The 22,613-nt window shown below is 69.7% G+C and carries 20 protein-coding genes; all 20 read right to left on the minus strand.

Annotated elements, in window-relative coordinates:
• Positions 1 to 7: 7 nt before the first annotated feature.
• Positions 8 to 1,201, minus strand: coding sequence for a methionine adenosyltransferase (gene metK, locus ACIPYT_RS12865; RefSeq protein ID WP_401074582.1), 1,194 nt, complete (start codon positions 1,199 to 1,201; stop codon positions 8 to 10).
• Positions 1,202 to 1,292: 91 nt separating this feature from the next.
• A complete protein-coding gene (rpoZ, locus tag ACIPYT_RS12870) occupies positions 1,293 to 1,550 on the minus strand; it encodes a DNA-directed RNA polymerase subunit omega (protein ID WP_091233318.1) in 258 nt (85 codons plus the stop codon).
• Between the two features lie 66 nt (positions 1,551 to 1,616).
• A complete protein-coding gene (gene gmk / locus ACIPYT_RS12875; RefSeq protein WP_401074586.1) occupies positions 1,617 to 2,525 on the minus strand; it encodes a guanylate kinase in 909 nt (302 codons plus the stop codon).
• Positions 2,518 to 3,363, minus strand: a complete 846-nt coding sequence (gene pyrF, locus ACIPYT_RS12880) for an orotidine-5'-phosphate decarboxylase (protein ID WP_401074589.1) — start codon at positions 3,361 to 3,363, stop codon at positions 2,518 to 2,520. The genes gmk and pyrF overlap by 8 nt, the downstream gene beginning before the upstream one ends.
• Positions 3,360 to 6,647: a carbamoyl-phosphate synthase large subunit gene (gene carB, locus ACIPYT_RS12885; protein ID WP_401074592.1), complete on the minus strand. Its 3,288-nt coding sequence runs from the start codon at positions 6,645 to 6,647 to the stop codon at positions 3,360 to 3,362. The genes pyrF and carB overlap by 4 nt, the downstream gene beginning before the upstream one ends.
• Positions 6,647 to 7,792: a glutamine-hydrolyzing carbamoyl-phosphate synthase small subunit gene (gene carA, locus ACIPYT_RS12890; protein ID WP_401074595.1), complete on the minus strand. Its 1,146-nt coding sequence runs from the start codon at positions 7,790 to 7,792 to the stop codon at positions 6,647 to 6,649. Before carA ends, carB begins: the two co-directional genes overlap by 1 nt.
• Entirely contained in the window at positions 7,789 to 8,325 is a 537-nt protein-coding gene (locus tag ACIPYT_RS12895) for a hypothetical protein (protein ID WP_401074598.1), read from the minus strand. Before ACIPYT_RS12895 ends, carA begins: the two co-directional genes overlap by 4 nt.
• On the minus strand, positions 8,322 to 9,626 hold the full coding sequence (locus tag ACIPYT_RS12900; RefSeq protein WP_401074601.1) for a dihydroorotase: 1,305 nt from the start codon (positions 9,624 to 9,626) through the stop codon (positions 8,322 to 8,324). The genes ACIPYT_RS12895 and ACIPYT_RS12900 overlap by 4 nt, the downstream gene beginning before the upstream one ends.
• The gene (locus ACIPYT_RS12905) at positions 9,623 to 10,588 is read right to left on the minus strand and encodes an aspartate carbamoyltransferase catalytic subunit (protein ID WP_401074604.1); all 966 of its coding nucleotides are present in this window, start codon (positions 10,586 to 10,588) and stop codon (positions 9,623 to 9,625) included. The genes ACIPYT_RS12900 and ACIPYT_RS12905 overlap by 4 nt, the downstream gene beginning before the upstream one ends.
• Positions 10,585 to 11,115, minus strand: a complete 531-nt coding sequence (gene pyrR / locus ACIPYT_RS12910) for a bifunctional pyr operon transcriptional regulator/uracil phosphoribosyltransferase PyrR (protein ID WP_401074607.1) — start codon at positions 11,113 to 11,115, stop codon at positions 10,585 to 10,587. Before pyrR ends, ACIPYT_RS12905 begins: the two co-directional genes overlap by 4 nt.
• Before the next feature lie 81 nt (positions 11,116 to 11,196).
• Positions 11,197 to 12,774, minus strand: coding sequence for a Rieske 2Fe-2S domain-containing protein (locus ACIPYT_RS12915; protein ID WP_401074610.1), 1,578 nt, complete (start codon positions 12,772 to 12,774; stop codon positions 11,197 to 11,199).
• 74 nt (positions 12,775 to 12,848) lie between these two features.
• On the minus strand, positions 12,849 to 15,773 hold the full coding sequence (locus ACIPYT_RS12920) for a DEAD/DEAH box helicase (RefSeq protein WP_401074613.1): 2,925 nt from the start codon (positions 15,771 to 15,773) through the stop codon (positions 12,849 to 12,851).
• A gap of 59 nt (positions 15,774 to 15,832) precedes the next feature.
• The gene (gene nusB / locus ACIPYT_RS12925; RefSeq protein WP_401074615.1) at positions 15,833 to 16,243 is read right to left on the minus strand and encodes a transcription antitermination factor NusB; all 411 of its coding nucleotides are present in this window, start codon (positions 16,241 to 16,243) and stop codon (positions 15,833 to 15,835) included.
• A 3-nt stretch (positions 16,244 to 16,246) separates the two neighbouring features.
• Positions 16,247 to 16,807 carry an elongation factor P gene (gene efp, locus ACIPYT_RS12930; RefSeq protein WP_401074617.1) on the minus strand — a complete coding sequence of 187 codons (561 nt, stop codon included), beginning with the start codon at positions 16,805 to 16,807 and terminating at the stop codon, positions 16,247 to 16,249.
• 73 nt (positions 16,808 to 16,880) lie between these two features.
• Positions 16,881 to 17,318 (minus strand): type II 3-dehydroquinate dehydratase, encoded by a 438-nt coding sequence (gene aroQ / locus ACIPYT_RS12935; protein WP_401074620.1) that lies wholly within the window; start codon positions 17,316 to 17,318, stop codon positions 16,881 to 16,883.
• A complete protein-coding gene (aroB, locus tag ACIPYT_RS12940; RefSeq protein WP_401074622.1) occupies positions 17,315 to 18,403 on the minus strand; it encodes a 3-dehydroquinate synthase in 1,089 nt (362 codons plus the stop codon). The genes aroQ and aroB overlap by 4 nt, the downstream gene beginning before the upstream one ends.
• Positions 18,400 to 18,918 (minus strand): shikimate kinase, encoded by a 519-nt coding sequence (locus ACIPYT_RS12945; RefSeq protein WP_401074624.1) that lies wholly within the window; start codon positions 18,916 to 18,918, stop codon positions 18,400 to 18,402. Before ACIPYT_RS12945 ends, aroB begins: the two co-directional genes overlap by 4 nt.
• Positions 18,902 to 20,131 (minus strand): chorismate synthase, encoded by a 1,230-nt coding sequence (gene aroC / locus ACIPYT_RS12950; protein WP_401074627.1) that lies wholly within the window; start codon positions 20,129 to 20,131, stop codon positions 18,902 to 18,904. The genes ACIPYT_RS12945 and aroC overlap by 17 nt, the downstream gene beginning before the upstream one ends.
• 48 nt (positions 20,132 to 20,179) lie before the next feature.
• Entirely contained in the window at positions 20,180 to 20,998 is an 819-nt protein-coding gene (locus ACIPYT_RS12955) for a shikimate dehydrogenase family protein (protein WP_401074630.1), read from the minus strand.
• Complete coding sequence (mltG, locus tag ACIPYT_RS12960) at positions 20,995 to 22,611, minus strand: endolytic transglycosylase MltG (RefSeq protein ID WP_401074632.1); 1,617 nt, start codon at positions 22,609 to 22,611, stop codon at positions 20,995 to 20,997. Before mltG ends, ACIPYT_RS12955 begins: the two co-directional genes overlap by 4 nt.
• Positions 22,612 to 22,613: the final 2 nt, after the last annotated feature.

Here is a 22,613-nt window from a genome sequence, read left to right on the forward strand (position 1 = left end):
CGGGGGCTCAGAGGCCGGCGGCCGCCCGCAGCTCCTCGGCGCGGTCGGTCCGCTCCCAGGTGAACTCCGGGAGCTCGCGCCCGAAGTGGCCGTACGCGGCCGTGCGGGCGTAGATCGGACGCAGGAGGTCGAGCTGCTCGATGATCGCCTGCGGGCGCAGGTCGAACACATCGAGGATGGCCTTGGTGATGACCTCGTCGGACACCGCGCCGGTGCCGAATGTCTCGACGTAGAGGCCGACCGGACGCGCGACCCCGATCGCGTACGCCACCTGCACCTCGAGGCGGTCGGCGAGGCCGGCGGCGACCGCGTTCTTCGCGACCCAACGCGTGGCGTACGCACCCGAACGATCGACCTTCGACGGATCCTTGCCGCTGAACGCGCCGCCGCCATGCCTGGCCGCGCCGCCGTACGTGTCGATGATGATCTTGCGGCCGGTCAGACCCGCATCGCCCTTCGGGCCGCCCGTGACGAAGGGCCCGGCGGGGTTGATGTAGTACGTGACGTCGTCGAGGTCGAGCCCCGTCGTCGCGAGCACGGGGTCGATCACGTGCTCGCGCACCTGCGCCTTGATGTCGTCCTGCGAGATGTCGGGGTTGTGCTGCGTCGAGAGCACGACCGCGTCGACGGTCTTCGGCGTGAAGCCGTCGTAGCCCAGGGTGACCTGGGTCTTGCCGTCCGGTCGCAGGAACGGCAGCGCACCCGAGCGTCGCACCTCGGTGAGCCGCTCGGCGATGCGGTGAGCGGTCCACGCGGCCATCGGCATCAGCTGCGGCGTCTCGTTGGTGGCGAAACCGAACATGATGCCCTGGTCGCCGGCGCCGAGCCCGTCGAGCGGATCGACCGACGACCCGTCGCGATGCTCCTGCGCGCTGTCGACGCCGTGCGCGATGTCGGAGGACTGCTCGCCCACCGACACGCTGACACCGCACGAGTCGCCGTCGAAGCCGGTGTCGCTCGACGTGTAGCCGATGCCGTTCACGACCTGGCGCACGATCGTCGGGATGTCGACGTAGGCGTCGGTGCGGATCTCACCCGCGACGTGCACGAGACCCGTCGTGACGAGGGTCTCGACCGCGACGCGGGAGCCCGGGTCCTTGGCGATGAGCCCGTCGAGGATGCTGTCCGAGATCTGGTCGCAGATCTTGTCCGGGTGCCCTTCGGTGACGGACTCGGACGTGAACAGACGCAGGGCGCTCATCGGTGCTCCAGGACGGGATCGGACGGGTGACGGGGTGGACCCCATTGTGGACCGCGCCACCGACATCAGCGGGTGGCGCGGTCACGGGACGTCACTCGGCGTGACGCAGGCGGAGCTTGTCCTCGTTGATCTCGTGCAGGGCGATCGTCAGCGGCTTGTCCTCGACCGAGGAGTCGACGAGCGGACCGACGTTGTCGAAGAGGTTGCCCTCGTGCAGGTCGGAGTAGTAGTCGTTGATCTGACGCGCGCGCTTCGCAGCGTAGATGACGAGCTCGTACTTGGAGTCCACGCGGTCGAGCAGGTTGTCGATGGGGGGATCGATGATGCCGTTGTTGTGGTGTCCGGCCATGATGGGACCTCCTGATTCAGGCGACGGGATCGTCGCGAAGTCGGTGCTGCGGGCGCGCGAGAGGACTCAGCGCGCAGAGCTAGAAGACAATTCTACGACCTCCGCGGCCGCAGCGGCGACGTCCTCGTTCACGACGAGGTGATCGAACTCGTTCTGCGCCGCCAGTTCGACCTTCGCGGTGCGCAGCCGACGGGCACGCTCCTCGGCATCCTCCGTGCCGCGACCGACCAGTCTCTGGACCAGCTCGTCCCACGTCGGGGGCAGCAGGAACACGAGCGTCGCGCTCGGCTCCGCACGGCGCACCTGACGCGCGCCCTGGAGGTCGATCTCGAGCAGCACCGTCCTGCCCTCGGCCAGAGCCGTGTCGATCGGCGCACGCGGCGTGCCGTAGCGGGATTTGTTGTGCACGACCGCGTACTCGAGCAGCTCGTCATCCGCGATCAGCCGGTCGAACTCGGCGTCGTCCACGAAGTAGTAGTGCACGCCGTCGACCTCGCCGGGGCGCGGAGCGCGCGTCGTCGCGGAGACGGACAGGTGGATCTCGGGATTGTGCTCGCGGATGTGCGCCGCGACCGTGCCCTTGCCCACGGCCGTCGGGCCGGCCAGCACGAGCAGCCGGCTGCGGGCGCCGCGAGGGACGAGCACCGGGAAGCGCTCGTCGAGCCACCGCGACAGCGCGACGCGTTGACGCACACCGAGACCGCCGAGGCGTTTGACCGGCGAGATGCTCAGCTCTTCGAGGATGCGGTCGCGCTTGCCCGCGCCGATCGCCGGCAGCGCGAGCAGGAAATCCGTGATCCTCATCGACCCCTCGACGGAGTCGGGATCGGCGGTCGCCCGCTCGACCACGGTCTGCGGGGTGATGACGCGCATCGTGAGGTCGCGCTTGAGGGACGCGCGGGCGCGTCGACGCTCCACGGCCTTGCGCGCGGCGGCGGCGCGATCGACCTCGGGGACCGGGCGGGCTTCAGCCACGGTGTGCCTCCCTGTACTCGGCGACGCGTGCGTCGATGGCAGCGGCGACTCCCTCCGGACCTGCGGCGAGGATGCTGCGGCTCTCGCTGGCCACGACGGCGGCGCTCATGGATCCGAAACGGCGGTGGAGGTCGGCGGGAGTCGCCCCCTGGGCGCCGAAGCCCGGCGCGAGGATGGGCGCGGGCGGTGTGAACGCCGCGAGTCCGGCATCCGACCAGTCGACAGTGGCCCCGACGACGAACCCGATGCTCCCCCACTCCCCCGTACGTGTGCGCTCGGCATTGCGCGCGGAGACCACCGACACGATGTCGGCCGACACCGTGCGACCCGTGGACGACTCGGAGCGCTGGAGCGTCAGCGCCTCGGGGTTGCTCGTCGCGGCCAGCACGAACACGCCTTTGCCGTGCTCGTGCGCGAGGGCGAACGTGCCGTCCAGCGCCCCCACGCCGAGGAACGGGTTGACCGTGAGAGCGTCGGCTTCGAGGGGAGAACCGGGTGTGAGCCACGCAGCCGCGTAGGCGTCCATCGTCGTGCCGATGTCGCCGCGCTTGGCGTCGGCGATCACGAGCAGCCCGGCGGCGCGCGCGGCGGCGAGCACGTCTTCGAGTGCCTCGAACCCGGCGGATCCGAACCGCTCGAAGAACGACACCTGGGGCTTCACGATCCCGGCACGGCCGGCGGCGGCCGCCACCGTGCGCAGTCCGAACTCGCGGACGCCGCCGGCGTCCTGAGCGAGCCCCCAGGCGTCGAGCAGCGACGCATGGGGGTCGATGCCCACGCAGAGCGGGCCGTGCGCGTCGAGGACGCGACGGACCCGCTCGCCGAAGGAGCTGGTCACACCGCGGCCTTCCGGTCGAGCGCGTACTCCTGGAGGCTCTTCACCTGGAAGCCCTCGTGGGCCGCATCCATACCGCTCACGGCCGCACCGAGAACCGCCATGGTCGTGAACAGCGCCTTGTCGGCGGCGACCGCCGCCGCACGGATCTCGTAGCCGTCGGCCCGAGCCGCGCCGCCCGACGGGGTGTTCACGACGATGTCGATCGAGCCCTCGTTGATGAGGTCGACGATGTTCGTGGCGCCCGACTCCTGCGTGTCGCTGTACTTCTCGACCACGGTCACCGCGATGCCGTTGCGGGAGAGGATCTCGGCCGTGCCCTCGGTCGCCACGATCGTGAAGCCGAGCTGCTGCAGGCGGTGCGCCGGAAGGATCACCGCACGCTTGTCGGAGTCGGCGACCGAGATGAACACGGTGCCCGAGGTCGGCATCCCGCCGTAGGCCGCGGCCTGGCTCTTCGCGAACGCGGTCGGGAAGTCGCGGTCGATGCCCATGACCTCACCCGTCGAGCGCATCTCCGGGCCGAGGACCGAGTCGACGGTCTTGCCGTCGGCCGTACGGAAGCGCTTGAACGGCAGCACGGCCTCCTTGACCGACACGGGGGCGTCGAGCGGCACGCGCGAGCCGTCCTGCTCAGGGAGCATGCCCTCCGCGCGGAGCTCCGCGATCGTCGCACCCGCCATGACGCGGCTCGCGGCCTTGGCCATCGGAATCCCGAGCGCCTTGGACACGAAGGGCACCGTGCGGCTCGCACGGGGGTTGGCCTCGATCACATAGAGCACGCCGGCGCTGATCGCGAACTGCACGTTCAGCAGCCCGCGGACCCCGACGCCCTCGGCGATCGCGAGCGTCGCCTCCCGCACCCGATCGATGTCGGTGCGGCCGAGCGACACGGGCGGCAGCGTGCAGCTCGAGTCGCCGGAGTGGATGCCGGCCTCCTCCAGATGCTCCATGACCCCGCCGATGAACAGGTCGGTGCCGTCGTAGAGCGCATCGACGTCGAGCTCGATCGCGTCGTCGAGGAAGCGGTCGACGAGAAGCGGCTTGCCCTCCTCGATCACGACCTCTCCCGCGGTGCGCACGAAGTAGTCGCGCAGCGCCTCGGTGCCGTACACGATCTCCATGCCACGACCGCCGAGCACGAAGCTCGGACGCACCAGCACGGGGTAGCCGATCTCCTCGGCCACGGCCACCGCACCCTCGACGTCGACGGCCGTGCCGTGACGCGGGGCGAGGAGCCCCGCGGTGTCGAGGAGCTGCGAGAACAGCTCGCGCTCCTCCGCGATGTCGATCGCGGCGGGGCTCGTGCCGAGCACGGTGTACCCGGCCGCTTCGATGCCCTTGGCGAGGCCCAGCGGGGTCTGGCCGCCGAGCTGGCAGACGACACCCAGGATCGTTCCGCTCGCGGCCTCCGCGTCCAGCACCTCCAGGACGTCCTCGAGCGTCAGCGGCTCGAAGTACAGGCGGTCGGAGGTGTCGTAGTCGGTCGACACGGTCTCCGGGTTGCAGTTGACCATGACGGTCTCGAACCCGGCATCCGACAGCGCGAACGACGCGTGCACGCACGAGTAGTCGAACTCGACGCCCTGTCCGATGCGGTTCGGGCCGGAGCCGATGATGACGACCTTGGTGCGGTCGGACGGTGCGACCTCGGTCTCGGAGTCGTAGCTCGAGTAGTGGTACGGCGTGAGCGCGGGGAACTCGCCGGCGCACGTGTCGACCGTCTTGTAGACGGGACGGATGCCGAGGCCATGGCGCACGCCGCGGACCTCCTCTTCGCTCTCGCCGCGCAGCTGCGCCAGCTGCGCGTCGGAGAAGCCGTGCTCCTTGGCGTAGCGCAGCGTCGCGGCATCGAGCTCGGGAGCCGTGCGCACGAGCTCGGCGACCTCGTTGATCAGCACGATCTGGTCGAGGAACCACGGGTCCATCGCGGTCGCGTCGAAGGCCTGCTCGACCGTCGCGCCCTTGCGCAGCGCCTGCTGCAGGGTGACGATACGGCCGTCGGTCGGCGTCTTCGCGATCTCGAGCAGCTCCTCGACCGAGCGCTCCTCCGCGCCCCAGTGGAAGCTGGAGCCGCGCTTCTCGAGCGAGCGCAGCGCCTTCTGCAGCGCCGTCGCATAGTTGCGGCCGATCGCCATCGCCTCGCCGACCGACTTCATGGTCGTGGTGAGCGTCGCGTCCGCAGCCGGGAACTTCTCGAACGCGAAACGCGGAACCTTGACCACCACGTAGTCGAGAGTCGGCTCGAAGCTCGCGGGCGTGACGCCCGTGATGTCGTTCGGGATCTCGTCGAGGCGGTACCCCAGCGCGAGCTTCGCGGCGAGCTTCGCGATCGGGAAACCGGTCGCCTTCGACGCCAGCGCACTCGAGCGCGACACGCGAGGATTCATCTCGATCACGATGATGCGACCGTTCGTCGGGTCGACCGCGAACTGGATGTTGCAGCCGCCGGTGTCGACGCCCACGGCGCGGATGATGTCGATGCCGATGTCGCGCATCTTCTGGTACTCGCGGTCGGTCAGCGTCAGCGCCGGTGCCACCGTGATCGAGTCGCCGGTGTGGACGCCGACCGGATCGACGTTCTCGATCGAGCAGACGACGACCGTGTTGTCGGCCGTGTCGCGCATGAGCTCGAGCTCGTACTCCTTCCAGCCGAGGATCGACTCCTCCAGGAGAACCTCGGTCGTGGGAGAGTCGCGCAGGCCCGCACCTCCGATGCGGCGGAGGTCTTCTTCGTCGTAGGCGAATCCCGAGCCCAGGCCGCCCATCGTGAACGACGGACGCACTACGAGCGGGTAGCCGAGCTGCTCGGCGCCGGCGAGGAGGTCGTCCATCGTGTGGGCGATCACGCTCTTCGCGACGTCGGCGCCGGCCTCGATCACGAGCTCCTTGAAGACCTGGCGGTCCTCGCCCTTCTTGATCGCGTCGACCTTGGCGCCGATGAGCTCGACGCCGTACTTCTCGAGGATTCCCCGTTCGTCGAGGGTCATGGCCGCGTTGAGCGCGGTCTGACCGCCGAGGGTCGGCAGGATGGCGTCGGGCTTCTCCTTCGCGATGATCGTCTCGATGACCTCGGGGGTGATCGGCTCGATGTACGTCGCGTCGGCGAAGTCGGGGTCGGTCATGATCGTCGCGGGGTTCGAGTTCACGAGGATCACGCGCACGCCCTCCTCGCGGAGGACGCGGCACGCCTGGGTGCCGGAGTAGTCGAACTCGCAGGCCTGACCGATGACGATCGGGCCGGATCCGATGACGAGAACGGAGCTGATGTCGTCGCGCTTGGGCATTACTGTGCGTCCTTCTTGCTCGCGATGACCATGTCGCGGAACCGGTCGAAGAGGTAGTTGGCGTCGTGGGGGCCGGCCGCGGCCTCAGGGTGATACTGCACCGAGAACGCGGGGAGATCGAGGGCGCGCAGCCCCTCCACGACGTTGTCGTTGAGGCCGATGTGACTGACCTCGACCGCGCCGTAGCCGTGAGGGCTGTCGAAGGGGCCGTCGAGCGGGGCGTCGACCGCGAACCCGTGGTTGTGGGCCGTGATCTCGACCTTGCCGGTCGACTTGTCGAGCACCGGCTGGTTGATGCCGCGGTGACCGAACGTCAGCTTGTACGTGCCGAGCCCGAGGGCGCGGCCGAACAGCTGGTTGCCGAAGCAGATGCCGAAGTAGGGCAGCTTCGCGTCGAGCACCTCGCGCAGCACCGCCACCTGGCCGTCGGAGGCCGAGGGGTCGCCGGGTCCGTTCGAGTAGAAGGCGGCGACCGGGTCGATCGCCATGATGTCGGCGAAGCTCGACGACTGGGGCAGCACGTGCACCTCGAACCCGCGCGCGGCGAGGTTGTCGATGGTCGCCTGCTTGACGCCGAGGTCGAGCACCGCGAGGTTGCCGATCTTCTCACCCACGGCCTGCGTCACCGTGGCGACGTCGACCGAGACCTGGGCCGAAAGGTTCTGCCCCGCCATCTCGGGCGCCTCACGCACGAGGCGCAGCTGCTCCTCGGCATCCAGCCCTGCGGCCTCGCCGGAGAAGACGCCTCCGCGCATCGACCCCGCCGAGCGGATGTGGCGGGTGATCGCGCGCGTGTCGATGCCGCTGATGCCGACGATGCCGTCCTGCACGAGGATCTCGTCGAGCGAGGCGTTCGCTCGCCAGTTGGACACCACGCGCGAGGGGTCGCGCACGATGTAACCGGCAACCCAGATGCGACGCGACTCGGGGTCCTCGTCGTTCATGCCGGTGTTGCCGATGTGCGGGGCCGTCTGCAGGACGATCTGACCCGCGTACGACGGGTCGGTGAGCGTCTCCTGGTAGCCGGACATGCCGGTGGCGAAGACGACCTCGCCGAGGGTCGTGCCCAGTGCGCCGTATGCGCGTCCGGTGTTACGGGTGCCGTCCTCGAGGACCAGGACGGCGGGTTCGGGGAGGGAGGTCATGACTGTGCTCCTGTGTCGGGGGCAGCGAAGTCGTCCGCAGCACCGGAGGCGGGGACGAGCTGCTGCAGTGCAGAGATGAAGGTCTTCGGGTCGCCGTCGGTGAGACGGAGGTAGGAGTCGACCACGGTGTCGTCGGAGGCGTTCCACGCCACGCGGACGAGACCGCCCGACTCGACGACACGATCGATCGTGACGGTGGCGCGATCGACGCCGACCAGGCGGGACGAGGCGAGGAACACGGTCGGCGCACCGTCGAGGCAGAGCGCGAGACCGCGGTCGGTCACCGCGACCTCGCCACGCGCGCGATACGCGAGCGGCGACATGGTGAGGCGTTCGAGCGGCTGGTCGTGCCTGGTCGTCGAGACGTACAGGACCTCGTGCCGGTCGATCACCTCGGCGTGCTCGGGCACACCGAGCGGGGCCGCGAGCCCCGCGTCGCGTCGGAGACGTCGACGCCAGGCGAGCGCCATCGACAGCACGACGACCACGGCCAGGGCGATCATGATCGCGATCGCGACATCCCTGGGGATCATGCCGTCAGCTCCTCGACCACGGCTCCCCCGTCGACCGTCACGGTGCCGCCGTGGATCGTGTACTCGACGCGACCGGGCAGGTCGCGTCCGAGATACGGCGAGTTCTCGCTCCGACCGTGCAGGTCTGCGGCGGTGAACACCCCGGCGACGGAGGCGTCGTACAGGGCGATCTGGGCGGGGGCGCCGACCTCGAGCGGGGTGCCGTGGCCGTCGAGCCGACCGATGCGCGCCGGAGCCGCACTCAGCACGCGCGCCACGTCGCTCCATCCGATCAGCCCCGTCTGCACCATCGACTGGTGCACGACGCGCAGCGCCGACTCGAGCCCGACCATGCCGTTCGCGGCCGCCTGCCACTCGCATGTCTTGTGCTCGCTCGGATGCGGGGCGTGATCGGTCGCGACGATGTCGATCGTGCCGTCGGCCAGGCCCTCGCGCACCGCGAGGACGTCCTCCTCCCGCCGCAGCGGCGGGTTGACCTTGTACCGCGCGTCGTAGCCGCGCACGAGCTCGTCGGTCAGGAGCAGGTGGTGCGGGGTGACCTCGGCCGTGACGGCGATGCCGCGCTTCTTGGCCCAGCGGATGATGTCGACCGAGCCGGCGGTCGACAGATGGCACAGGTGCAGCCGCGATCCGACGTGCTCCGCGAGCAGCACGTCGCGCGCGATGATCGACTCCTCGGCGACCGCGGGCCATCCGGCGAGACCCAGCTCGGCCGACACCGTGCCCTCGTTCATCTGGGCGCCTTCGGTCAGGCGCGGGTCCTGGGCGTGCTGGGCGATCACGCCGTCGAAAGACTTCACGTACTCGAGGGCCCGGCGCATGATGAGCGGGTCGAACACGCAGAAGCCGTCGTCGCTGAACACGCGCACCTGAGCGCGCGAGGTCGCCAAGGCGCCGAGCTCGGCGAGCCGCTCGCCCTTCTGCCCGACGGTGACGGCGCCGATGGGCTGCACGGTGGCATAGCCGGCGGCCTCGCCCAAGGCGAGCTCCTGCTCGACCACTCCGGCCGTGTCGGCCACCGGTGAGGTGTTCGGCATCGCGAACACGGCCGTGAAGCCGCCGGCCGCGGCGGCACGCGTTCCCGTCAGGATCGTCTCGGAGGCTTCGTAGCCCGGCTCGCGCAGATGCGTGTGCAGGTCGACGAGGCCGGGGAGCGCCACGAGCCCTTCGGCGTCGATCACCCGAGCACCGGCGCGACTCAGTCCGCTGCCGATCTCGACGATGCGACCGCCGTCCACGATGATGTCGGCGCTCTCGGCACCGAGAAGCTGCGCGCCGGTGATGACGAGGGTCTCGCTCACAGGTCTCCCCCTCGTTCGTCGTCTCGTTCGCCTGCCAGCAGCAGGTACAGCACGGCCATCCGCACCGACACCCCGTTCGTGACCTGTTCCAGCACGGTGGAGCGCGGCGAATCGGCCGCCTCGGAGCTGATCTCCAGCCCGCGGTTCATGGGTCCGGGGTGCATCACAATGCTATCGCCCCGCAGCGTCGCCGCACGTCGTGCGTCGAGCCCCCAGCGACGGGAATACTCCCGCTCAGTCGGGAAATACGCCGCGTTCATGCGCTCGAGCTGGATCCGCAGCATCATGACGGCGTCCGGCCCCTCGGCCAGAGCCTCGTCGAGGTCGTACACGATGCGCACGGGCCACAACGACACGTTCTGCGGCACGAGCGTCGGCGGGGCGACGAGCGTCACCTCGGCACCGAGCGTCGCGAGCAGCCAGACGTTCGATCGCGCGACCCGGGAGTGCAGCACGTCGCCGACGATCACGACGCGGACACCCGAGAGGTCGCGCCCCCGGCTCTCGGCTCCGAACCGGCGCTTGCGGATCGTGAACGCGTCCAGCAGTGCCTGCGTCGGATGCTCGTGCGTGCCGTCGCCCGCGTTCACGACTCCGGCGGAGATCCAGCCGCTGGTGGCGAGCGTCTGCGGGGCGCCGGACGCGGGATGCCGGATGACCACGGCATCCGCTCCCATCGCCTGCAGCGTCTGCGCCGTGTCCTTCAGGCTCTCGCCCTTCGAGACGCTGGAGCCCTTCGCGGCGAAGTTGATGACGTCGGCCGAGAGACGCTTGGCCGCCGCCTCGAAGGAGATGCGGGTGCGTGTGGAGTCCTCGAAGAAGAGGTTGACCACGGTCTTCCCGCGCAGCGTCGGGAGCTTCTTGATCTCCCGCGACTGCGTGTCGGACATGTCCTCGGCGACGTCGAGGATGCGCAGAGCGGTCGCGCGATCGAGGGTACGGGTGTCGAGCAGGTGCCTCATGCCTCGATCGTCACCTCCTCGGTGCCGTCGTTCTCCCGCAGACGCACGTTGACGCGCTCCTGGCGCGAGGAGGGGATGTTCTTGCCCACGAAGTCGGGGCGGATCGGCAGTTCGCGGTGGCCGCGGTCGACCAGGATCGCGAGTCGCACCACGGCGGGTCGCCCGATCGACTGCAGTGCGTCGAGCGCCGCGCGGATGCTGCGCCCCGAGAACAGCACGTCGTCGACGAGCACGACCGTTCGGCCGTCGATGCCGCCGGCCGGGATGTCGGTGGGCTGCGGCGACCGGGTCGGATGCTTCGCGAGGTCGTCCCGGAACAGGGTGACGTCGAGGGCCCCGACCGGGACCGAGGTCTGGGAGATCTCGCCGATCACGTGGGCGAGCCGTTGGGCGAGAGCCACTCCGCGGGTCGGGATGCCCAGCAGGACGAGGTTCTCAGCGCCGCGATTGGACTCGAGGATCTCGTGCGCGATACGGGTCAGCGCCCGCGAGATATCGGCTTCGTGCAGGACGGTGCGTGCACTCATCAGCCGCTCCCTTCTCCGCCTCACAGGACGGTGTTAAAGGTTGCTTGCGTCGTCAGTCTATCGGAGCGCGGGCGGAGTGTTTCAGCTCGCCTCGCTGAGCACGGCGTCGGTGACCTCGTCGACCTTCGACGCGCGGATCGGATGTCCCGTCGTCGAGAGGCAGCGCCCCGTCTTCAGGTCCCACTTCCAGTCGTGCATGCTGCACGTCAGGATGCCGTCGTCGTCGACCTTGCCGGTCTTCGTGAGGTCGGCACGGAGGTGGGGGCAGCGGCGCTGCACGACCCAGTCGCCGATCTCGGCATCCTCGGTCTGGTCGGTCTGCTCCTGATACCAGTTCTCGACGTACTCGATGCGGTCGACCGACAGGCACTTGAGGAACGTCGTGAGGAACTCGTTGAACTTGCCGCTGCGGCCCACGGAGAACTGCATCGACAGGAAGATGGAGTTCGACCAGTCGATCTCGTGGTCGCGGATGTTGGTCGAGACGAGGTCGGCGGGGATCGTGTACCAGTAGATGCAGTCCTCGCCGGCGTACTCGCGCACCTTCGCGCGCGGGAAGTCGACGACCATGTCGAGGTCGCCGATCCGGAAGCGCACGTTGCCGCCGACGCCGAGGCGGATCGTGCGGGACTTCTTGAGCAGCGGCTCCCACCAGGCCTTCAGCTCGTCGAGGATCTCCTGCGCCGAGAGCACCTCGGCTCGGGACGCCTCCTCGGCACGGATCTCGTCCTGACGAGCAGCCCGCTGCTCCTCGAGGTAGTCCCACTTCTCGTCGAAGATGTGGGCGAGCTCGGCCTCGGTGTACAGCGTCTGCTCGGTCGAGACCTCCCCGCCCGCCACGGTGACGACCGTGCCCGGCACGAACAGCTGTCCGTCGTACTGCGGCGCCTGCTCGTGCATGTGCGCGAGGAACTGCTTCTGATCGGTGAAGATCGACTCGCCGTTGCGACCGAGGCCGTTGAAATCGAACAGGTCGTCGCGCAGGAACATGGGCGGGCCCGCCATCGGGAAGACGTGCGGGGCGTCGACCTTCTCGATGTAGTACATCGCGCGCTTGTTCTGCGCGTCGCGCTTGAGCTGCGCGAAGTTCTGCTTGGCGTCGAGCGGGAGGTCGTAGACCATCGGCCACCAGATCGCGCCAGACACCTGGGTGAAGTACGCGTCGGGCCGCCCGAAGTGCAGCAGCTTCTCGAGATCGAGCGGATGCGAGTCGTTCTGGTTCAGAACCGAGCCGGTGCCGTCGTCGACGCTGAGCGACGAGTCGCCGATCGGGCCGTCGCTGGGCGCGCGCAGCGGCGTGATCATGATCTTGAGGTCACCGCGCTCGATGATCTCGCCGGCCGGCGCGTAGGTGATGTTCGTGTAGCCGAGGGCACGGATGTCCTGCTCGAGATCGTCGATCGGGTACTCCGGCAACAGCACCTCGATGTCCTTGCGGATGTAGCGCTCGAGGAGCTTCGGGTCGAAGTGGTCGCGGTGACGGTGCGAGATGTACAGGAAGTCCGCCTCACGCCCGAAGCGCTCCCAGTCGAGGCCGCGGTTGTCGGGGAACGGGAACCAGGATCCGAAGAACGAGGGGCCGAGTACGGGGTCGCAGATGATGTTCCCGCCGACCGTCTCGATGAACATCCCGGCGTGGCCGAGCCCAGTGATCCGCATGCATTCCTCCTGAGGTGAACCGTTCGATTCTACCGAGGGGCACCTGGACGGCTGCGGAGACCGGCCGGGACAAATCAGGTGCCGTCGAACAGACCCCGGATGTCGTCGGCCGTGAGCGACCGCGCGAACAGGTCGTCGTCGTCCATGACGGCGGCGAACAGACGAGCCTTGCGCCGCTGCAGGTCGAGCACCTTCTCCTCGATCGTTCCCGTCGCGACCAGCCGGTAGACGAACACCTGCTCGGTCTGGCCGATGCGATGGGTGCGGTCGATCGCCTGCTTCTCGGCGGCCGGGTTCCACCACGGGTCGAGTAGGAACACGTAGTCGGCCTCCGTGAGCGTGAGCCCGAATCCGCCGGCCTTGAGGCTGATCAGGAAGACGGGCTGCTTCCCCGCCGTGAACCCGTCGATGACCTCCTGCCGTCGTCGGGTCGAGCCGTCGAGGCGGGCGAACGGGATCCCCGCCGCATCGAGGCGCTGCTGTGCGAGGTCGAGGAACGATGTGAACTGGCTGAACACGAGAGCACGGTGGCCCTCGGCCTGCAGCTCGGTCACGCGTTCCAGGAGCACGTCGAGCTTGCGCGAACCGAGGTGGGCGTCGTCCTCGTCGATCAGCCCCGGCGCGAGACTCAGCATCCGCAGCAGCGTGAGCGAGCGGAAGACGATGAAGCGGTTGCGGTCGAGATCGTCGAGGAGCCCGAGCACCTTCTGGCGTTCGCGCTGGAGAACCACGTCGTAAAGTGCGCGATGGGCGGGGCTGAGGTCGACGTCGAGCAGCTGCTCCTGCGTCGGCGGGAGCTCGGCGGCCACCCGTTCCTTGGTGCGGCGCAGCACGAGAGGACGGATACGACGGCGCAGCTGCGCGAGCCGACCCCGCCGGTAGTCGCCGCCCTCGGCGTTCTCCGGGACCTTGCCCTGCTCGATCGGCTGGATGTAGCGCTCACGGAACGATCGTGCCGAGGCGAACAGCCCCGGCGAGGTGAGCGACAGCAGCGCCCACAACTCGCTCAGGCTGTTCTCCATCGGCGTCCCGGTGACGGCGTACACGACATCCGCGTCGAACGAGGCCACGGCCTGATGCACGCGGGTCGACGGATTCTTGACGAACTGCGCCTCGTCGAGGACGATCCCGGCCCAGGCGACCCCTGCGAACTGCGCCTCGTCCAGGCGGGCGACCGCGTACGAGGTGACGACGACGTCGGAGGTCGCGACCACGTCGGCGAGCGGCACTCCCCCCGTCGCCGCCGTGGCGCCGACCATCCCGATGCGGAGCGCAGGCGTGAACGTGGCCGCCTCCGCCCGCCACGTCCCCATCACCGACGTGGGCGCGATGACGAGGAAGGGGCGTGTCTCGCCCTGCTCCCTGGCGTGCTGGATGAGCGCGAGCATCTGCAGGGTCTTGCCGAGCCCCATGTCGTCGGCGAGGATCCCGCCCAGTCGATGACCCCACAGGAACACGAGCCAGTCGAATCCGCTCTTCTGGTACGGCCGCAGCGTCGCCCGCAGCCCTTCGGGCGCATCCGTCGGTGGGACGCCCTCGAGGTCGCGGAGCGCCTGCGCGGTCGCACGCCAGGTCACGGCGGGCAGGGCCTGGTCGGCGAGGTCCTCGAACTCCTCCCACAGATCGACCTGGTGGCGGTTGATCCGCGGGCCGGTCTCCCATTCGTCGAGCCCGCCCGCCTCGTCGATGAGGTCGCGGAGCCGCCCGAGCGCCGGGTGCGCGAGCGAGAAGTAGCCGCCGTCGGCGAGGAGCATCTTCTTGCGGCCCCTGCTGAGCGCTGTGAACAGCGGCTCGAAGGGGATGCTGCGGCCGTCGATGCGCACGATGACGCCGAGGTCGAACCAGTCGGCATCCGTCGTCTCGACGGTCGAGATCGTGACCTCGGGCTCACCGCTCAGCTCGTGGTAGACCTTTCGGCGTCCCGTCACGACCACCGTGATCCCGTCGGCGTCGAGTGCGGGCAGGGCGGACGCGACGAACTCGGCGGCCTCGATGTCGTGGAGCGATCCGTGCGCGGCGAACGGCCGATCGGTCGCGCGCGACCAGCTCTCGACGAGCGCGCCGCGGGCCTCGTCTTCCGCGAGCACGTCGCGCACCGCGTCGGCGGTCGTGGAGAGCGGGAAGCGCCCATAGCCGGAGTACTCCCACTCGACCGTCCAGCGCACGACATCACCCGACTGGAAGGCGACCGTGATCACGGCCGTGGGCGGCGGCAACGTCGGCAGTCGCACGGATCCGCGAGAGCGCATGGGGATGCCGCGCGCCAGCAGCGGGTACGCATCGCGCAGGAACGCCGGCTCGTCGTCGGGCGGGACGCCGACTCCCGACGGCGCGGCGAGGAGCGCGCGCACGGCCGGATCGAGCGGAGACTCCCCGAGCCGCAGGTCCATCCCCCGACCTGCGACCGAGATCGCGTACACACCGGACGAACCGATCGGATGCACATCCGCCGCGGCGACCGTGCGTCCGTCGATCGTCGCCTCCGCCTGCACGCGGAGCGAGCCCGAGTCCTCACGACGGGCCTCGGCCGCGATCACGACGGTCTCGGCGAGGGCCACGGTCGCGTGCTTCTGGGTCGGCACGAGAGGGATGCCGAGAGCCGCGGCCGCCCGTAGATGCGGCCAGAGCAGCGCGGACTCGACGGGGTCGAGGATCAGCCAGTCGCCTGAGGATCCGGAGAGCAGCGAGTCGCGCGAGATGTTGAGCAGATCGCCGAACCACCGCGACACCGCGGTCTCGAACTGCATACCGGGTCGACGGACGAGATCCCAGGAGACACCGCCCTGGATCCACGACCCGGTGGCCTCACTGCGCACGAGGGGACGGACGCCGAGCAGCACCTCCCCCTCGCGCTTCGCGATGTCGCGCGGGGTGGCCGCGCGCTGAGGGCGCGCCGACCACGAACCCCGCGAGTCGCGCACGCGCACCTCGACCCCGAGCGCCAGCGGCGTGCGGGCGCTGCGGTTCGGGGAGGGCAGCAGTGAGCGCCAGTCGTCCATCACGCGATCGTCCCGTGAACCGCCGACATCGACGCCGTCGGCATCCGTGCGGACCGCGCTCAGACGGCGCGCGACACCCGGGCGAGCACGCCGTGCACGAAAGCACCGGAGTCGTCGGTCGAGAACTCCTTCGCCAGCTCCACGGCCTCGTCGATCGCGACGGCCGTCGGCACCTGGTCGTTGTACAGGATCTCCCAGACGCCGATGCGGAGCAGCGCCCGGTCGACTGCGGGCATACGCTCGAGGCGCCAGTCGCGACTGTGAGTGGTGATCTGCTCGTCGATGTCGTCGCGGTGATCGATGATGCCGTCGACCACCTCGCGGGCGTAGAGCCACGAGGCCTCGCGTGCGGGCTCGCTCGCGGCCCGTGTCGCCTCCGCCGCCAATGTCACGGCGAGGTCGTCACCGCGGACGTCGGAGGAGAACAGGATGTCCAGTGCGCGCTTGCGCGCCTTCGTACGGGCGCTCACGCCTTACTTCTCGCGACCGAGGTAGTCACCCGTGCGGGTGTCGACCTTGACCTTGGTGCCGGCTTCGACGAAGAGCGGCACCTGGATCTCGTAGCCGGTCTCGAGCGTGGCGGGCTTCGTGCCGGCCGACGAACGGTCGCCCTGCAGGCCCGGCTCGGTGTACGTGATCTCGAGGATCACCGACGCGGGCAGGTCGAGGTACAGCGGGTTGCCGTTGTTGAGGGCGATCGTGACCTGCTGGTTCTCGAGCAGGAAGTTCTTGGCGTCGCCGACCGTCGCCGCGCCGACCGTGATCTGGTCGAAGTCGGTCTGGTCCATGAACACGTAGCCGTCGCCGTCGGTGTACAGGTAGGTGTAGTCGCGACGGTCGACGTTCTCGATGTCGATCTTCGCGCCGGCGTTGTAGGTGCGGTCGACGACCTTGCCCGAGACCACGTTCTTGAGCTTCGTGCGCACGAACGCCCCGCCCTTGCCCGGCTTGACGTGCTGGAACTCGATGACGCTCCAGAGCTGTCCATCGATGCTGAGGACGACGCCGTTCTTGATGTCTGCGGTAGATGCCATGTGCGGAAGTTCCGTTTCGTGAGTCCGTGGGGGCCGCCTGCCGCCGGGTGGCGGGGCGAGCCGACAGTCGATTCTACGGGATGAGCGCGGCGAGCCGTCGCACGGCGTCCGCGTATCCCGCGACGCCTTCGCCGATCACGCGGATCGCGGCGACGTCGTGCAGGTACGAATGGTGGCGGAACTCCTCCCGCGCGTATACGTCGGAGATGTGCACCTCGGCGAACGGCAGTGCGACGCCCGTGAGCGCATCGCGCAGAGCCACCGAGGTGTGCGTGAGCCCGCCCGGGTTGATCACGATGGCCGCGCAGTCCGCGCGCGCGGCATGGATCGCATCGATCAGGACGCCCTCGTGGTTGCTCTGCACCGCGCGCAGCTCGTAGCCCGCCTCGGCCGCAGCCGTCGCCGTGAGCGCCACGACGTCGTCGAGGGTCGCCGTGCCGTAGACCTCCGGCTCCCTCGTGCCGAGGAGGTTGAGGTTAGGCCCGTTCACGAGCAGGATGCGCCGTGTCATTCGCCGACCTCCTGGTAGGCGGCGAACAGCAGCGACTCGTCGGGTGCCTGCAGGACGGTCGGCTTGGCGATCTCATCGAGGAGGATGAAGCGCAGCATCCCGCCGCGGCTCTTCTTGTCGCGCTGCATGGTGGCGAGGAGCTGCGGCCATGCTCCCGCGCGGTAGCTCGTCGGCAGGCCGAGGGACTCGAGGATCGTGCGGTGCCGCTCGGCGGAGGCATCGGAGAGACGCCCGGCCAGACGCGACAGCTCCGCGGCGTACAGCATGCCGACGGAGATCGCCGCGCCGTGCCGCCAGCGGTACCGTTCGGCGTGCTCGATCGCGTGGCCGAGTGTGTGGCCGTAGTTGAGGATCTCGCGCTGCCCTGCTTCACGGAAGTCGTCGGACACGACCTTCGCCTTCATGTCGATCGCGAGCTCGACGGCGCGACGGAACTCGGGCGTGGTCGTGTCGACCGCGCGAGCAGGGTCGGCCTCGACGATGTCGAGGATCTCGGGAGACCAGATGAACCCGGCCTTGACCACCTCGGCGAAGCCCGCTGTCGCCTCGTTCGCGCTGAGGCTGCCCAGCTCGTCGAGGTCGCCGATCACGGCGCGCGGCGCCCAGAACGCACCGACGAGGTTCTTGCCCTCCGCGGTGTTGATTCCGGTCTTGCCGCCCACGGAGGCATCGACGAGCCCGAGCACCGTGGTCGGCACCTGCACCAGCTGCACCCCGCGCAGCCAGGTCGCGGCCACGAAGCCGGCGAGATCGGTGACGGCGCCGCCGCCGTACCCGATCACGGCGTCGCTGCGCGTGAAGTCCGCCTGACCCATGACCTGCCAGCAGAACGCAGCGACCTCGACGCGCTTGCCCTGCTCGGCGTCCGGCACCTCTGCGAGGAGGACCTCGCGCGGACCGTTCGCGGTGTCGGCCAGGAGGCGGTCGCGCAGCTCTGCTGCCCGCGCCGCCAGAGTCGGCGGGTGCACCACGAGCACTTTGCGCACGCCCGGGTCGAGAGCGCTCGACACACGGTCGAGGATGCCGCGTCCGATCGCGATGTCGTAAGGGCTCTCCCCCGAGACGCTGATGGTCGTCGTGCTCATTGCTGCTCTCTCCTCCATGCGGCGATCTCCTCGGCGATCCGATGCATCGGACGCCTCGATGTGTCGAAAGTGATCGACGCGACCTCGTCGTACCATCCGCGGCGTTCGTCGAAGATGCGGGTCCACCGGCCGACCGGGTCCTCCCCCTCGAGAAGAGGGCGTCCGCCGCCGGCGATGCGCTCGGCCACGGCCTCGGGGGTCACGGTGAGGAACACCACGGGATGCCGTCGCAACAGCTCACGGGTACCGGCATCGGTCACGGCTCCGCCGCCCAGCGACACCACGCCGCCCTCGTCGAGGGCGGCGGCCACGGCCTCGCGCTCGACCTCACGGAACCGCGGTTCGCCGGACTCCGCGAAGATGGCCGGAATCGGACCGTGCGCCGCGACGATGCGCTTGTCGGTGTCGATGAACGGGATGCCGAGCTTGCGCGCCACACGTCGTCCCACGCTGGTCTTGCCGGCGGCCATGGGACCGACCAGCACCAGCGTGAGCCGCTCAGCCTCGCTCGTCATGCGCGATGAGCGCCGCCTCGGAGGCCGGAGTCGTGCGGAGCTCCGCGGGGATGCCGTCGAGGTACCCCTCGAGGTTGCGGCGCGTCTCGCGCACGCTGTCGCCGCCGAACTTCTCCAGCACGGCTCGGGCCAGCTCGATCGCCACCATGGCCTCGGCGACCACGCCCGCGGCGGGCACGGCGCACACGTCGGAGCGCTGGTGATGCGCCGTGGCGTCGTCGCCCGTCGCGATGTCGATCGTCCGCAGCGCATGGGGCACCGTCGCGATCGGCTTCATGCCCGCGCGCACCCGCAGCACGGTACCGGTGGACATGCCGCCCTCCGTGCCGCCCGCACGATCCGATCCACGCGTGATGCCGTCGTCGGTGGCGAACAGCTCGTCGTGTGCGGCGGATCCGCGGCGACGGGTGGTCTCGAAGCCGTCGCCGACCTCGACGCCCTTGATCGCCTGAATGCTCATGAGCGCCTGCGCGAGTCGCGCGTCGAGGCGGCGGTCCCAGTGCACGTGCGATCCCAGCCCCGGCGGCAGCCCGTAGGCGAGCACCTCGACGATGCCGCCCAGCGTGTCGCCGTCCTTCTTCGCGTCATCGACCTCGGCGACCATGCGTGCGGACGTCTCGGCGTCGAAGCAGCGCAGCGGATCGGCGTCGAGCGCGGTGACGTCGTCGGGCGTCGGCAGCTTCGCGCCGTCGGGCACCCGCACGGGACCGATCGACAGGGTGTGGCTCACCAGGCGGATGCCGAGCTCGCCGAGGAACGCGCGGGCGACGGCGCCGAGAGCGACGCGCGCAGCCGTCTCGCGGGCACTGGCCCGCTCGAGGATGGGGCGCGCCTCGTCGAAGTCGTACTTCTGCATGCCGACGAGGTCGGCGTGCCCGGGGCGCGGGCGGGTCAGCGGAGCGCCGCGGCCGCGGGACTTGTCGGTGAGCTCGATCGGTTCGGGGTTCATGACCTCGATCCACTTGGGCCACTCGGTGTTGCCGATGCGCAGGGCGATGGGGCTGCCGAGCGTCTTCCCGTGGCGGACCCCGCCGGAGATCGACAGCTCGTCCTGTTCGAACTTCATCCGCGACCCGCGACCGTATCCGAGCTTGCGGCGGGCGAGGTCGGCCTGGATGGCCTCGGACGACACCGGGACACCCGAGGGCAGGCCCTCCATGACGGCAATGAGTTCTGGGCCGTGCGATTCGCCGGCCGTGAGCACGCGGAGCATTGTTCTAGTCTCCCATGCGCAGCCCCCGTGCTCGTGCCGCGTGTCGTCCTACGACCCGAGCGCCGCGCGCATGGCGGTCAGCACGGCCGCCTCGTCGTCGAGCGGGATGCTCGGATCTGCGTGCTGGAAGACGCGGATCTGTCGCACGGCCTGGTGGAGCAGCATCCCGAGACCCGAGATCACCTCGCCGGGCCAGACGGTGGCGAGAGACGAGGGCCACGGCGCGTACGCGACGTCGAAGAGCACGCCTCCTGCCGTCGCGAGCGGTTCGACGAGCTCTTCGCCGAGGACGCTGCCTCCGGGGAGGGTCGCCACGGTGAGGTCGACCGTCGCCTCCGCGCCGCCGTCGAACGGGGTCACGTCGGCGTCGATGCCCAGCTCTTCGGCCAGGAGGAGAAGAGGCGCCGCCCGTTCGGGTCGACGAGCGCGGAGATCCACGCGCTGCGCCCCCATCTCGGCCACGGCGACGAGTGCGGACGCGGCTGTCGCCCCCGCTCCGAGGATCCGCACGTGTGACACCTGCCCGAGGCCGTCCTCATGAAGCGCGTCGACGATACCGCCGACGTCGGTGTTGAAGCCCCGGATCCGGTCGCCGAGCAGAAGGGTGTTGACGGCGCCGGTGAGGTCGGCATGGCGATCCCGGTCGTCGGCGACGCGGTGCGCGCCCTCCTTGAGCGGCATCGTGAGCGACAGACCGCGCCAGGACTCGTCGAGCGACGCGAGCGCCGTCTCGAGGCCCGCCGCGTCGACCCTGCGACGCCCGTACTCCCAGTCGAGTCCGAGCACGCGGTACGCCGCCGCGTGGAGCTGCGGTGACCGGGAATGCGCGATCGGGTCGCCCCAGACCGCAAGACGGGTGCGCGTCATCCGGCCGAGCATCCTCCGTCGGGGTTCTCCTGGCACCACTGCTCCCACTTCTCGACGCCCTGGAGGTGCTCCTCGTAGGTCTCCGAGAACTGGGTCTCCCCCGTCGCGAGGTTGATGGTCACGAAGTAGAGCCAGGGCCCGTCAGCGGGGTTCATCGCGGCCTTGATGGCGGCGTCGCTGGGGCTCGCGATGGGCGTCGCCGGCAGCCCCGTGTTCACATACGTGTTCCACGGGTTCGGGTCGGCCAGCGCCTCGGCCGAGCTCGACACGACGCCCTCGTGCAGCGAGCCGTAGCCGTACTGCGCGGTCGAGTCCATCTGCAGCTTCATGTCGATGTCGAGGCGGTTCTGGATCACCCGCGACACCTTGTCGAAGTCGGCGGTCATGCCCTCGCGCTGGATGATCGATGCGATCGTCAGCACGCGCTGCGCGTCTTCGGCGGGCACTCCTGCCGCGTCGAGCGACTCCCACGTGCGGTCGACCATGCGCTGGATCACGCCCTGGGCGGTGACGCCGGGGTCGAACGTGTAGACGGCGGGGAACAGCCAGCCCTCGAGGCTCGTGGCGTCGACGCCGTAGGTGGCGGGACCGAGGTCGATCGCGGCCTGCAGGTCTTCCAGGGGCATCGCGAGCGACTCGGCGATCCCGGGCAGCGAGGACTCGATCGTCGCCCCTTCCGAGACGCTCGCCGTGTTCTCCATCCGATTCGCAGGATCCTGCAGGGCCGCGAGGGCGTCTGCGGCCGTCATCTTCTCCTGCAGACGGTAGATGCCGGGGTAGAACGTGACCGCGACGTTCTCGGAGACCAGATAGTCGTAGAACACGTCCTCGGTGCGCGTGACGCCCGCCTCGAACAACGAGGTCGACACAGGGGCGCCGGTGTCGCCGTCGTTGATCGTGACCATCACCTCGCCCGTCGCGATGCCGGGCTCCCAGTCCTTCGGCTCTCCCCACCCCATCGCGTCGCTGATCCTGTCGCCGTAGGTGTTGAACGCCCAGACCCCGGCGCCCACAGCGCCGCCGATCAGGGCGAGGACGATGATGAGGGCGACGAGGCATCCGGTGCGGCGCTTCTTCTTGCGCGGCGCACCGGTCTTCTCCTCGTCGGCGGCCTCATGGTGGAACAGGTCTTCGAGGCGCCCCCCGGCCGCCGGAGCGTCGGCCGACAGCGGAGTATCGGATGCGGCGGGAGCGGAGACGGATGCCGGTACCGGGTCCACAGGCGTGTCAGCCGCGGTGGGCGCGATCGGCATCGCTCTGGTCGGGGTCCCCTCATCGGCAGCGGAGGCCGGGGAGCTCTGCGCCGCGGTGCGCTCCGCGTCGACCGATTCGGCCTGCTCGGCCGAATCGACCGCGGGCCGAGGGCTTGCGGTCGCGGGTTCGGGCGCGGGAACCGGCGCGGCGGGATCGGCGCCGGCGGGCGAGCCGCTCGGCGTGGGAGCGGCACCGCCGGAGCGACTCGCCGCCTCTCGCGCAGCGCGCCGCGAGCCGGGAGCCGGCGGCGTGTTGTCCACCGTCGGGCTCTGTTGCGTCGGGGCGGGCAGGTTCTCGAACAGGTCACCCAGGCGGGCGTCCGGATCGTGCCGGGGGGAAGCACTCTCGCGTTCGGGCATCG

The sequence above is a fragment of the Microbacterium sp. NPDC089695 genome, from assembly GCF_044749085.1.
In the GTDB taxonomy this organism is placed as follows: domain Bacteria; phylum Actinomycetota; class Actinomycetes; order Actinomycetales; family Microbacteriaceae; genus Microbacterium.

Excerpts from the sequence above, each read along its gene's own strand:
- rpoZ (WP_091233318.1), bottom strand. The coding sequence starts at position 1,550 with ATGGCCGGACACCACAACAACGGCATCATCGATCCCCCCATCGACAAC.
- aroC (WP_401074627.1), bottom strand. The coding sequence starts at position 20,131 with ATGCTCCGCGTGCTCACGGCCGGCGAATCGCACGGCCCAGAACTCATT.
- aroB (WP_401074622.1), bottom strand. The coding sequence starts at position 18,403 with ATGAGCACGACGACCATCAGCGTCTCGGGGGAGAGCCCTTACGACATC.
- mltG (WP_401074632.1), bottom strand. The coding sequence starts at position 22,611 with ATGCCCGAACGCGAGAGTGCTTCCCCCCGGCACGATCCGGACGCCCGC.
- aroQ (WP_401074620.1), bottom strand. The coding sequence starts at position 17,318 with ATGACACGGCGCATCCTGCTCGTGAACGGGCCTAACCTCAACCTCCTC.
- ACIPYT_RS12920 (WP_401074613.1), bottom strand. The coding sequence starts at position 15,773 with ATGGACGACTGGCGCTCACTGCTGCCCTCCCCGAACCGCAGCGCCCGC.
- carA (WP_401074595.1), bottom strand. The coding sequence starts at position 7,792 with ATGACCTCCCTCCCCGAACCCGCCGTCCTGGTCCTCGAGGACGGCACC.
- ACIPYT_RS12945 (WP_401074624.1), bottom strand. The coding sequence starts at position 18,918 with ATGACGAGCGAGGCTGAGCGGCTCACGCTGGTGCTGGTCGGTCCCATG.
- ACIPYT_RS12915 (WP_401074610.1), bottom strand. The coding sequence starts at position 12,774 with ATGCGGATCACTGGGCTCGGCCACGCCGGGATGTTCATCGAGACGGTC.
- carB (WP_401074592.1), bottom strand. The coding sequence starts at position 6,647 with ATGCCCAAGCGCGACGACATCAGCTCCGTTCTCGTCATCGGATCCGGC.
- metK (WP_401074582.1), bottom strand. The coding sequence starts at position 1,201 with ATGAGCGCCCTGCGTCTGTTCACGTCCGAGTCCGTCACCGAAGGGCAC.
- ACIPYT_RS12895 (WP_401074598.1), bottom strand. The coding sequence starts at position 8,325 with ATGATCCCCAGGGATGTCGCGATCGCGATCATGATCGCCCTGGCCGTG.
- ACIPYT_RS12905 (WP_401074604.1), bottom strand. The coding sequence starts at position 10,588 with ATGAGGCACCTGCTCGACACCCGTACCCTCGATCGCGCGACCGCTCTG.
- efp (WP_401074617.1), bottom strand. The coding sequence starts at position 16,807 with ATGGCATCTACCGCAGACATCAAGAACGGCGTCGTCCTCAGCATCGAT.
- ACIPYT_RS12955 (WP_401074630.1), bottom strand. The coding sequence starts at position 20,998 with ATGACGCGCACCCGTCTTGCGGTCTGGGGCGACCCGATCGCGCATTCC.
- pyrR (WP_401074607.1), bottom strand. The coding sequence starts at position 11,115 with ATGAGTGCACGCACCGTCCTGCACGAAGCCGATATCTCGCGGGCGCTG.